At 71.9% G+C, this 10,893-nt stretch carries 11 protein-coding genes; 8 read left to right on the top strand and 3 right to left on the bottom strand.

All coding sequences use genetic code 11. From position 1 onward, the window contains the following. The 6 genes from VG276_20200 to VG276_20225 all read left to right on the top strand — a co-directional run. Positions 1 to 496, top strand: a 496-nt coding sequence (locus VG276_20200; GenBank protein ID HEV8651648.1) for an AhpC/TSA family protein, incomplete at its 5' end; no start/stop codon positions are given. Between the two features lie 33 nt (positions 497 to 529). Next, the gene (locus VG276_20205; protein ID HEV8651649.1) at positions 530 to 1,351 is read left to right on the top strand and encodes a glucose 1-dehydrogenase; all 822 of its coding nucleotides are present in this window, start codon (positions 530 to 532) and stop codon (positions 1,349 to 1,351) included. Between the two features lie 7 nt (positions 1,352 to 1,358). Continuing rightward, positions 1,359 to 2,294, top strand: a complete 936-nt coding sequence (locus tag VG276_20210) for a cyclase family protein (GenBank protein HEV8651650.1) — start codon at positions 1,359 to 1,361, stop codon at positions 2,292 to 2,294. 10 nt (positions 2,295 to 2,304) lie between these two features. Further along, the gene (locus VG276_20215) at positions 2,305 to 3,786 is read left to right on the top strand and encodes a GMC family oxidoreductase (protein ID HEV8651651.1); all 1,482 of its coding nucleotides are present in this window, start codon (positions 2,305 to 2,307) and stop codon (positions 3,784 to 3,786) included. A 1,580-nt stretch (positions 3,787 to 5,366) separates the two neighbouring features. Then, on the top strand, positions 5,367 to 6,044 hold the full coding sequence (locus VG276_20220; protein HEV8651652.1) for an RNA polymerase sigma factor: 678 nt from the start codon (positions 5,367 to 5,369) through the stop codon (positions 6,042 to 6,044). Between the two features lie 2 nt (positions 6,045 to 6,046). Further along, positions 6,047 to 6,289, top strand: a complete 243-nt coding sequence (locus tag VG276_20225; GenBank protein ID HEV8651653.1) for a zf-HC2 domain-containing protein — start codon at positions 6,047 to 6,049, stop codon at positions 6,287 to 6,289. 336 nt (positions 6,290 to 6,625) lie between these two features. On the opposite strand, the gene VG276_20230 is transcribed toward VG276_20225, so the two are convergent. Then, positions 6,626 to 7,732, bottom strand: a complete 1,107-nt coding sequence (locus VG276_20230) for an MFS transporter (GenBank protein HEV8651654.1) — start codon at positions 7,730 to 7,732, stop codon at positions 6,626 to 6,628. A gap of 269 nt (positions 7,733 to 8,001) precedes the next feature. After that, on the bottom strand, positions 8,002 to 8,559 hold the full coding sequence (locus VG276_20235) for a DM13 domain-containing protein (GenBank protein HEV8651655.1): 558 nt from the start codon (positions 8,557 to 8,559) through the stop codon (positions 8,002 to 8,004). 327 nt (positions 8,560 to 8,886) lie between these two features. Between VG276_20235 and VG276_20240 the strand changes: the two genes are divergently transcribed. Next, complete coding sequence (locus tag VG276_20240; protein ID HEV8651656.1) at positions 8,887 to 9,396, top strand: redoxin domain-containing protein; 510 nt, start codon at positions 8,887 to 8,889, stop codon at positions 9,394 to 9,396. After that, a complete protein-coding gene (locus VG276_20245; protein HEV8651657.1) occupies positions 9,393 to 9,920 on the top strand; it encodes a hypothetical protein in 528 nt (175 codons plus the stop codon). Before VG276_20240 ends, VG276_20245 begins: the two co-directional genes overlap by 4 nt. An 11-nt stretch (positions 9,921 to 9,931) precedes the next feature. On the opposite strand, the gene folE is transcribed toward VG276_20245, so the two are convergent. Continuing rightward, positions 9,932 to 10,567, bottom strand: a complete 636-nt coding sequence (folE, locus tag VG276_20250) for a GTP cyclohydrolase I FolE (protein ID HEV8651658.1) — start codon at positions 10,565 to 10,567, stop codon at positions 9,932 to 9,934. Between the last annotated feature and the right edge of the window lie 326 nt (positions 10,568 to 10,893).

Below are 10,893 nucleotides of genomic sequence, written 5' to 3' on the forward strand. Positions count from 1 at the left end.
GCAGGGCGACAACGCCATGATCCTCATGCTGGGACGCGGCGAGCACTGCCCGCGGGAACGCCAGCACCTGCGGGAAATGGTCACCTTCCACCAGTGGTGCGCCGTGGCCTTCACCCAACTGGTGACCGTGCTGCCCAACAACCTGCACGACACCAACAAGATGCGCATCGCCACCGGCGCCTACTGGACCTTCCTCGCGGACGCCGACCTGCAGGTGCAACGCGCCCTGGACATCCGCGAGTACACCGACCCCCACCACGACGCCACCGTCCCCCACACCCTCGTGCTGGCCCCGGGGCTGGTGATCGACAAGGTGTACGTCGGCTACTGGTTCTGGGGCCGGCCCTCCACCCACCAGCTCTGGGTGGACCTGCAGGACCTGTTCCGGCGCACCAAGGCCGACTTCGACCCGACCAGGCCTGAGGTGCGCGCCGCCTGGGAGCAGGCCCAGACCACCGCCCCACCGTCCGGCGAGCCGCAGCCGACGCACGCCTAGCCAACCACCAGCCACACCTGCCAGGAGGCCATCATGAAGGGACTGCAGGACAAGGTCGCCATCGTCACCGGCGGCAGCTCCGGCATCGGCCAGGCCATCGCCATCCGGCTCGGCCAAGAAGGCGTCAACGTCGCCATCAACTACGTCGGGCCGGTCGAGGGGGCCGAGGAGACCAAGGAGGCCATCGACCACGGCGTCGACATCTGTATGAAGAAGATGAGCGAGGCCGGGACCCGGCCGATCCTGGTCCGCGCCGACGTCTCCAACGAAGACGACGTCGCCCAGATGTTCGACCGCGTGCTGCAGGAGTACGGACGGCTCGACTACCTCATCAACAACGCCGGCATCCAGATCGCCGCCGACACCCAGGACCTGCCGGTCGGCCACTTCGACAAGGTGCTGGCGGTCAACCTGCGGGGCGCGTTCCTCTGCGCCCAGTACGCGGTCCGGCATTTCCTGGACGCCGGCCGGCCGGGGGTCATCGTCAACGTCTCCAGCGTCCACCAGCTCATCCCCAAGCCGCGGTTCGTCGGCTACTCGGTCTCCAAGGGCGGCATGCAGAACCTCACCCGCACCCTGGCGTTGGAGTTCGCCTCGCGCGGCGTCCGGGTCAACGGCATCGGCCCGGGCGCCACCGTCACGCCGATCAACCGCTCCTGGATCGACGATCCGATGAAGCGGGCGATGGTGGAGAGCCACATCCCGATGCGCCGCGCCGGCGACGCCGAGGAGATGGCCGCCGTCGCCGCCTTCCTCTGCTCCGACGAGGCCGCCTACGTCACCGGCCAGACCCTGTTCATCGACGGCGGGCTCACCCTCTACCCCTCGTTCGAGACGACCTGGTCATCGGAGTGATGGGCGCATGACCGACGTCGAGATCCCAGGCGATCAGGCCGCCACCGACACCTGGTGGCCGTCCCGGTACGGCCCCGACGACCAGGCCGGCGCGCTCAACGAGCTCACCCCCCAGCGGGTGCTGCGGGCGGTGGGACTGGTGCGGCGAGGGCAGGTCTACGACCTCGCCCACGTCCTGCACCAGGACATTCCCGCCTTCCCGGGGCGCACCTTCCGCCAGTACCTGACCACCAACTACCACCACACCAACCGGCGCCGCCCGGACGCCGGCCCCGCGGGGCTCGGCCGCAACAACGTCAACTGGATCGTCGAGCAGCTCACCGCCACCCAGCAGATGGGCACCCACCTGGACGGCCTGAACCACCTGCAGGTCGGCGACCGGACCTACAACGGCCACCGGCTCGCTGACATCGTCGAGGACTACGGCACCAACCGGCTCGGTATCGACACCTTGCCGCAGATCGTCACCCGCGGGCTGCTGCTGGACGTGGCGGCGGTGCGCGGAACCGACCGGCTTGGCGCCGGCGACGTGGTGACCCCCGCGGATGCCGACGCCGCGCTGACCGCCGCCGGACTCGCCGTGCGGCCAGGCGACGCGGTGTTGTTCCACACCGGGTGGGGGCAGCTGTGGGGCGTCGACAACGCCGCCTACGCCGCCGGCGAGCCGGGCCCGGGCATGGCGCTGGGCCGCTGGCTGGCCGACCATCGGGTCGCGCTCACCGGCTGCGACACCTGGAGCTTCGGCCCCTACCCGCCCGAGGACCCGGCTGAGCCGTTCGTCGTCCCCCAGACCCTCAACACCCACCACGGCATCGTGGTGGCCGAGAACCTGCGCCTGGAACAGATCGCCCGCGAGGGCGTCTTCGAGTTCCTGCTCGTCGTCTCGCACGCCAAGCTGCGCGGCGCCACCGGTGCCTGGGTGACGCCGCTGGCCATCGTCTAAAGGAGCGGGCATGGCAGACCACTACGACGTCATCGTGATCGGCTCCGGTGCCGGGGGCGGCACGTTGACCCACGCGCTGGCTCCGACCGGCAAGCGGATCCTGCTGCTGGAACGCGGCGACTTCCTGCCCCGCGAGCCCGAGAACTGGAGCCCCAAGGCGGTGTGGACCGACGGCCGGTACCACAACTCCGGCAAGTGGACCAACCACGACAACGGCAAGGAGTTCAGCCCCAAGCAGAACTACTACGTCGGCGGGAACACCAAGTTCTACGGGGCGATCCTGTTCCGGTTCCGCGAGCGTGACTTCGGCGAGCTCCAGCACGTCGACGGGACCTCGCCGGCCTGGCCGATCTCCTACCAGGACCTGGAGCCCTACTACACCGCCGCCGAGCACCTCTACCACGTGCACGGGGAGCGGGGTGTCGACCCGACCGACCCGCCGTCGGCGGCGCCCTACCGGTACCCGCCCCTCAGCCACGAACCCCGCATCGCCCAGCTGGAGGCCGACCTGACCGCGGCCGGGCTGCGGCCGTTCCCGCTGCCGGTGGGGATCCTCCTCGACGAGGCCGCGCCCCGGTTGTCGCCGTGCATCCGCTGCGCCACCTTCGACGGCTACCCCTGCCTGGTCAACGGCAAGGCCGACGCCCACATCGCCTGTGTCGAGCCCGCGCTGCGCCACCCCAACGTCACCCTGCTGACCAACGCTCGCGTGACCCGGCTGGAGACCTCGGCGGACGGCCGCACCGTCACCCGGGTCCTGGTCGACCGCGACGGCACCCGGGAGGAGTACGCCGCCGACGTGGTCGTGGTGTCATGCGGTGCGATCAACTCCGCCGCGCTGCTGCTCGGCTCGGCCAGCGACACCCATCCCAACGGGCTCGGCAACGGCTCCGACCACGTCGGCCGGCATCTCATGCTCCACAACAACGCCTCGCTCATCGCGTTCTCCCAGACTCCGAACCTGACGAAGTTCCAGAAGACGCTGGGCGTGCACGACTTCTACTTCGGCGACGGCGACTGGCCCTACCCGCTCGGGGCCCTGCAGATGAACGGCAAGAGCGAGGCGGTGCTCATCAGCTTCGACGCCCCGGAGTCCGAGGACCCCGCCGAGCTGGCCCGCCACGCCCTGGACTTCTGGCTCACCACCGAGGACCTGCCCCTGCCGGACAACCGTGTCCTGGTCGACCGCGACGGCCGGATCAGCCTGCGCTACACGCCCACCAACCTCGAGGCCCTCGAGCGGCTGATCGCCAAGTTCAAGAGCCTGCTGGACGCGATGCGCTGCCGCGAGGAGATCCAGGAGAACCGCCACTACTGGGGCGGCCGGCTGGGGCTGTCGGGCGTGGCGCACCAGAACGGGACGGTGCGGTTCGGCGCCGACCCGGCCACCTCGGCGCTGGACCTCAATTGCAAGCTGCACGAGCTGGACAACCTCAGCTCCACGGCCCACCGGGCCGCCACCAGCGCCCGGCCGACGTCACCGGTCTTGTAGCGGTGCAGGGCGCGCAGCAGGGCGACACCGGAGGCGAGCCCGGCGGCCCCAGCCGTGGCCCGTCCCTCGTCGATGCCCCGCTCGGCCGCCGCCAGCCAGCGGTCGGCCTCCTCGAGCCGTCCGAGGTCGAGCGCGAGCCAGACCCTTGCCACCGCCAGGCGCGCGTCGCCGGCCACGGTCTCCGGCGGGAGCGCGTCCAGCCAGCCGGCGACCGTCGCGAGCTCGCCCCGGTTAAAGAACCCCAGCCAGTGCTCCGCGATCAGCTCGACGGCCTCAGCGACATCTCCGGCGGCCGTGGCGTGCTGGATCGCCTCGGGGACCGATCCGGCGTCGCGGTGCCACGCGCAGGCGCGGCGGTGCAGGGTGGCGACCAACTCGGGTTCCTCCGACCGCCCGAGCTCGTGCCGGAGCAGCTCCCCAAACATGTGGTGGTAGCGGTACCACCGGCGCGTCGAGTCGAGCGGGACGAGGAACAGGTTGGCCCGCTCGATCGCCTCCAGCTCGGCCGCCGCGCCCGTCCGTCCGGTCACCGCGTCGCACAGCGGGCCGCAGAGGCGCTCCAGGGTTGAGGTGTGCAGCAGGAACCCCCGAATCTGCGGGGGCTGCCCGGCCAGCACCTCACCGCCGAGGTAGTCGACGATGTGGCGGTCGTCGCCCGCGAACGCCTCGATGAAGCCGCCGGCGTCGGCCCGGTCGCGCAGCGACAGCGCGGCCAGGTACAGGGCGGCCGCCCAGCCCTCGGTGCGCTGCTGCAGCCGGGCCACGTCGGCGGCGCTCAGCCCCAGCCCGAGTACCTCGTTGAGCAGCGCCGCCGCCTCCTGCAGGCTGAAGCGCAGCTCCTCGGAGCGGATCTCCAGCAGCTGCCCGCGGACACGCATCCGGGCCAGCGGCAGCGGGGGATCCGAGCGGGTGGCCAGCGCCAGGTGTAGCTCGGCCGGGAGGCGCTCGACGAGGAACTCGAGTCCCTCGTGGATCTCGTCGTTGTTGATCACGTGGTAGTCGTCCAGGGCGAGCACCATCTCCCGCGACGCTGCGGCGAGCTCGTTGACCAGCTCAGGCAGCACGTCACGGGCGACGCTGGTGCCAGTGGTGCGCAGCGTGCCGAGCGCCCGGTCGCCGACGCCAGGCGTGACCGTGCGCAGGGCCCCGATCAGGTAGGTCCAGAAGCGGACCGGGTCGTTGTCGGCACGGTCGAGGGAGACCCAGGCGAACGGCCGGCGTTCGGCGCCGTTGGCGCTCCACTCGGCCAGCAGCGTCGTCTTACCCCAGCCGGCAGGCGCGTCGATCAGGGTGAGCTTGTGCGTCCGGGTGGTGATGAGCCAGTCGACCAGGCGGCGCCGCGGCACCAGCTCGGGCCGGACCGCGGGGGCGCGCAGCTTGGTGTCGATCAGGAAGGGATTGGGCATCCCCTGCTCCTCCGGATGCCAGGTCCGCCCAATCACGCCACAAGGCAAGCATCCAGGTCAAGGCCGCCCCGCGGCCAGTTCACCCGGGTGAACCACGCTGGTGGGTGAAGCGGCCGAACCGGCGGTGGTGGAGACTGCCCATGCCGACCAGACGGATCGTGGAAGGATGAAGCGATGAACGCGCCAGTCGCCGACTTCTCAGCCACGATCGCGTCGATTGAGGACCTTGAACTCCTGGACCGGCTGCGCCGCGGCGAGGAGGCGGCATTCACGCAGCTGGTCGAGGGCCTCTACGGCTCGATGCTGCGTCTGGCCATGTTCCATCTCGGCAACCGGGCGGTCGCCGAGGAGGTCGTCCAGGACGCCTGGGTCGGTGTGCTGCGGCAGCTGGACCGCTTCGAGGGACGGTCGTCGCTGCGCACCTGGATTCTCCGCATCGTGAGCAACCTGGCGAAGACCCGGGCGGTGCGCGAGCGCCGCACCCTGCCTTTCTCGTCACTGGACGGCCTAGACGAGCAGGATCGTGAGCCCGCCGTGGATCCGGAGCGGTTCCTGCCCGCCGGGGAGCGCTGGGCCGGCCACTGGTCCTCGCCCCCACGGAGCTGGCAGGACGTCCCCGAAGAGCTGCTGCTGTCGCAGGAGACGAGGGCCGAGGTCGAGCGGGCCATCGAGGCCCTGCCGCCGACCCAGCGAGCCGTGATCGTCCTGCGGGACGTGGACGGGCTGACCGCCGCCGAGGCCTGCGAGCTGCTCGGGCTGACCGACGGCAACCAGCGTGTGCTGCTGCATCGGGCCCGTTCGCGGGTACGCCGGGCCCTTGAGCGGTATCTGGACGACGCGCAGGTGGCGTGAGCATGAGCGGCGCGGAGTTCGACTGCGAGGATGTGGTCGAGGTCGTCACGGACTACCTCGAGGGCGTCATGGCGCCCGAGGACCGCCGCCGCTTCGAGCGGCACCTGAACGCCTGCGACGGCTGCCTCCACTACCTGGAGCAGATGCAGGCCGTCATCCGGCTGGTCGGCCGACCGACCGTCGAGTCGGTGCCGCCGGAGACCATGGCGGGGCTGCTTCGCAAGTTTCGGACCTGGCGGGGGTGACAGTCCCGGCCAGGCCATCGCCGCGGCGCAGGATCGTCGTCCCGGTCGACGATCCCCCAGGACGGCCCCGGCCAGGAAGGCAGCCAGGATGACCTCCAGCCCCAGCCGCTGAAAGACGTAGACCAGACCGGCCAGCAGCAGGACGACCCCTGCCTCCGGATCTGGGCGCTGGTGTCCTGCAGCCGGTCAAGGTTCTCTACGAGGCGGGTGGAGCGGCGAGCCCGACCGCGGCCCCACGGCGAGCAGGATCAGGAAGGCGACCGCCATGGCCACGAGGCAGGCGGCCCTCCCTCGAAGCAACGATGGCGGACAGTCCACCCCCCAAGGCGGGGGTCGTTACAGGTGGACGGCGGAGCGGCGCAGCAGCAACGCCGTGCCCAGGCAGGCGAGCGCGACGGCGAGGAGGGTCGACGGGATGACGGCAGGGGAGCTGGCATCGATCAGCCGGCCAATCACCGCCGGAAGCACCACCCCGCCGAGTTGCGCGCCGGCGATCACCAGCGCCGTCGACGCACGCGTGGACGGGGCTGCCGCGGCCAGCCAGGCGAGCCCAGTGGGGAAGACCGGCGCCAGCGCCAGCCCCGTCAGCGTGTAGGCCAAGGGTGCCAGCGGCGGGGTGTGGGCCAGCGTCAGCGAGGCCGCGGCCAGCAGCAGCGAGCCGGCGACCAGCCGGGGTGGGGTCACCCGCAGCGCCAACGGGATGGCCAGCAGCCGGCCGGCCGTGATGGCGGCCCAGTAGCCGGCGGTCCAGTTCGCCGCGACCGCCTCGCCGGCGCCTTCCGCCATGAGGCTGGTCGCCTCCCAGCCGCCGACGCCGCTCTCGACGCCGACATACAGCACATACAGCAGCACGAACCCACCGATCAGCGCCGGCGCCGGCCGTCCCGAGCCGGTCGGCAACTCGGACAGCGGGGTCCACCGGACGTCTCGCATCAGCGGCAGGCTGGCGACCGCAAGCACGGCGCCCCCGAGGAACGGCCCGCGGAAGCCGCCGGTCGCCGCGAACGCTAGCGGCCCCAGGATCGCGCCGGCGCCGAAGCAGGCGCCGAGCAGGTTCAGCATAGCCGCGCCGCGGTTGCCGAACCCGGCAGCGAACAGCGTGTTGAGCGCGACCACCAGCACCCCGAAGCCGACGCCGACCACCGCCGCCGCGACCAGCACGACCGGCCACGCGGGTGCCAGCGCCAACCCCGCGGCACCCGCGACCAGCAACGCGGTCGCCAGGCGCAACGAGGCACCGGTGCCCAGCCGGCGGTCCAGCAGCGCCCACCCGGCGATGCCGACCATCGCTCCGGCGAAGTGGGCGCTGAGCACGAGCCCAGACGCGCTGGCGCCGACCTCGAAGGTCTGGCGTAGCTCGGGGATCGCCGGCCCGTACAGCGACAAGACGACCCCGATGGCGACGAAGAGCAGCAGTCCCCCGAGCGTGCTCGACCTGCTCACCGACCGAAGCCCTCCTCGACACCGCAGCTGGGACATGTAACGGACGCCGGCGTTCGGGGACAAGCCTGGCATGAGTCACCCCCAGCTGGTCCGGAACTCGCCGTTCGAGGCGGACGCCCCGGGAGTTCGCGGCCGTGCTGGGCGCGGCCCCTCACCTGGTCCCGGTGGTCTCAACTGCAACCGGATCGGCGGGACCAGTCCCGAGCGGGTCGGCGGCTTCGACCCGACCGGGTCACCGACTAGGAGCCGGACGTCTCCTGTGTCTGCCATCAGCGCAGCGGCGCCGCGCCGAACGCATAGGTGAAGCGACGGCACCAGACCACCACGCTCTGGTACCGCCGCAGGTCCACGCCGGCCGGGATCTCGTAGTTCTGATTGCCCTGATTCGCCTTCAGGCGTCCGAGGCTGAGGAAGTCGTCGTCGAAGGCGTCACGCGGCCCACCCGCCGGCGTGACCGATAGGTACACGAACAGGTCGGGCCCGTTGCTGGTGCGGAGGTCCTCCAGGCGCAGGAATCGCCTGCCGTCGTCCAGGTGGAGTGCCGCCGCCCGGCCGGTGGTGGCATGGCCGAGCGAGCGGAACACCCCAGCCGCGAGGGTAACAGGGCCCTGCCGCGCGGTCGCGCCGGTGGGCTTGCTCGCCTCGGTGCCGGCTGCGGCCGTCGCCGGCGGTGCCGCGGCGGCGGGGAGCGCCTCGTCGACCTGCTGGTCGATCAGGAGCTTCTGCGGCTGGAACCACACCAGGACACCGAAGGCGAGGAGCGCGGCGGCAGCCAGCGCGACGACGATGCCGGTCGTGCGCTGCCTGCCTATCCACCTCACGGCCATCTCCTCCTCGCGCCTGATCCCGGGTCTATCGGATGGTCTCCGCACCCACGGGTTCCGTTACGTAACGAAACGCCCCCCGACGGAGACTCCAGGTGGATGGGCCTCGCACGAGGGGGGAGAGCATGCTCGGTGGCCTTCGCAGCGGCGACCGCGACGCCAGTGTCTACCACGAGCTGCCCGACCGACGGCGGGAGTCTCGCTGCCGGCTGCACGAGTTTGACCTGGTCCCGCAGGGTGCGGTGCGGCCCGAGTACCACCTCGTACCAGGCGAGTCGGCGGCACATGCCGATCGGCCGGCAGACGAATACCCGACCGTGGCCGATCCGGATGCGTGACGACCTGCGCCCCGGCGGGCGGTTTCCCGACCTCGAGCTGCCCGACCACACCGGCAACGTCCGCCACCTGTCGGAGCTGGCCGCCGGCGACCCCCTGCTGCTGAACTTCTACCGCGGTTTCTGGTGCCCAAAGGAGCAGGCCTTCTTCCGCCGCCTGGTGCGACTCCAAGAAGAGGCAGAGGTTGGCTACACGCGTTTCGTGTCGGTGAGCGTCGACCCGCCCGAGGTCGCGGCGGCATTCCGCGCCGGACTCGACGCCCGCTGGACGTTCCTGTCGGACACCGACCGACGCTACCTGGCTGCGCTGGAGCTGCGCGAGACCACCGACACCGTGCACCGCCCCTACCTGCCGACCGCGTTCCTGCTGTCCCCCGACCTCACCATCCATCGGGCCTGGAACGGCTACTGGTTCTGGGGCCGGCCGACCAACGAGGAACTCCGGCAGGGCTACCGGGCGGTCACCCGGGCGATCCGCCCCGACTGGGAGGCCCCCACCCGGTGAGCTGGTGCTGGTTCGCCCTGTTGCCGGAGCCGCCCGGGCTCCCGGACCCGGAGGACGCGCTGGCCAGCGCCGCCGCGACCGACCTGGACGGTCGCCCCGTCGGGCTGGTCGCGGCCTGGCCCAAGGGCCGCAAGCCGGTGCGGACCGCCGTCCGCATGGACCGCCGAGTCGTCGACCCGGCCGGCCCGCCCGCCTGGGTCTCGCTGGTGCTGGTCCCGCCGGAGGTGGCGCCGCTGTTCGACGATCCGGCAGTGTCCCAGGCGATGCGCCGGGTGTTGGCCGGCCCGCCGTTCGCGGCAGTCTCGACGTTGGTGCGCGACGCCGTGCACTTCGCTGGCGCGGTGACCGTCGAGCACGGCGACCGGCCGGCCCGCCTGGCCGACGACCCCTTCGCGCGTCTGCACCCGGCGCGGCTGCTGCGCGTGGGGGCGGGCATGTTCGGCCGGGTCGCGCCGCCGGCCGGCCCGGCCATCCAGCGCTACGCCGGCAAGCCCTGGCCGGTCGCGGGGTTTGACGCCGACTGAGCGCGGCGCTGTCAGTGCGGCACACCGGTCAGCGCGAAGAACTCGGCGCGCGAGGCGGGGCTCTCGCGCAGCACCCCGCGCAGGGCTGACGTCACTGTGCGGGCGCCGACCGCCTGCACCCCGCGTAGCGTCATGCAGGTGTGCTCGGCCTCCAGCACGACCCCCACGCCCCGGGCGTCCAGCTCCGTATGCAGCCAGTCGGCGATCTGCTGGGTGAGCCGCTCCTGGACCTGCGGGCGGGCGGCGAAATGCTCGACGAGCCGGGCCAGCTTGGAGAGCCCGAGGATGCGGTCGCCGGGCAGGTAGCCGACGTGGGCGACGCCGGTGAAGGGCAGCAGGTGATGCTCACAGACTGACCGCGGCGGGATCGCCCTGGCCAGCACCAGCTCGTCGTAGCCCTCGTCGTTGGGGAAGGTGGTGGCCGAGAAGGGACGGGCGCTGAACAGCTCGGCGTACGCCCGCGCCATGCGCGCCGGCGTGTCGGCCATGCCGTCCGTGGTTGTGTTGACGCCGAGCGCGGCCAGGAACGCGCGGGCGGCGCGTGCCGCGGCCACCACGTCCGGCTCGGCGACGTCCCGCACGACCCGCAGCCCAGGCGTCTCCCGGGCCGGTTCGAGGTCGTCATGGCGGGCCGGCAGGGATCTCATCGGGTCGCCTCCGCCGCCCTGGGGCGGAGCCCGAGCCGTTGCTTGAGGTGGTCAGCCATGGCTGCTCCTTCCCGGGTGCGCTGGCAGTACAGTCACGGCAAGGCGCCGGGCGTTACGCGTCGGGTTATGTAACGCCGCCGGCCGACCTGGGACTGGAGGACATGACCCCTACCGAACAGCCGGCGGCACCGTCGCCCGCAGCCCCCGGCGCGACGCGGCGCCGCCCAGCGAGCTGTGGAACGCCGACGGCTTCCGCGGTGCCACCCTCCGCTTGGGCGAGCTCGTGGGCGTGCCCGGCTAGCCGGGCGGCCGCTTTCGAGTTCCCG

The organism is Actinomycetes bacterium, assembly GCA_036000965.1.
Classification (GTDB): Bacteria; Actinomycetota; CALGFH01; order CALGFH01; family CALGFH01; genus DASYUT01.

Excerpts from the sequence above, each read along its gene's own strand:
- VG276_20205 (HEV8651649.1), top strand. The coding sequence starts at position 530 with ATGAAGGGACTGCAGGACAAGGTCGCCATCGTCACCGGCGGCAGCTCC.
- VG276_20210 (HEV8651650.1), top strand. The coding sequence starts at position 1,359 with ATGACCGACGTCGAGATCCCAGGCGATCAGGCCGCCACCGACACCTGG.
- VG276_20215 (HEV8651651.1), top strand. The coding sequence starts at position 2,305 with ATGGCAGACCACTACGACGTCATCGTGATCGGCTCCGGTGCCGGGGGC.
- VG276_20220 (HEV8651652.1), top strand. The coding sequence starts at position 5,367 with ATGAACGCGCCAGTCGCCGACTTCTCAGCCACGATCGCGTCGATTGAG.
- VG276_20225 (HEV8651653.1), top strand. The coding sequence starts at position 6,047 with ATGAGCGGCGCGGAGTTCGACTGCGAGGATGTGGTCGAGGTCGTCACG.
- VG276_20235 (HEV8651655.1), bottom strand. The coding sequence starts at position 8,559 with ATGGCCGTGAGGTGGATAGGCAGGCAGCGCACGACCGGCATCGTCGTC.
- VG276_20240 (HEV8651656.1), top strand. The coding sequence starts at position 8,887 with ATGCGTGACGACCTGCGCCCCGGCGGGCGGTTTCCCGACCTCGAGCTG.
- folE (HEV8651658.1), bottom strand. The coding sequence starts at position 10,567 with ATGAGATCCCTGCCGGCCCGCCATGACGACCTCGAACCGGCCCGGGAG.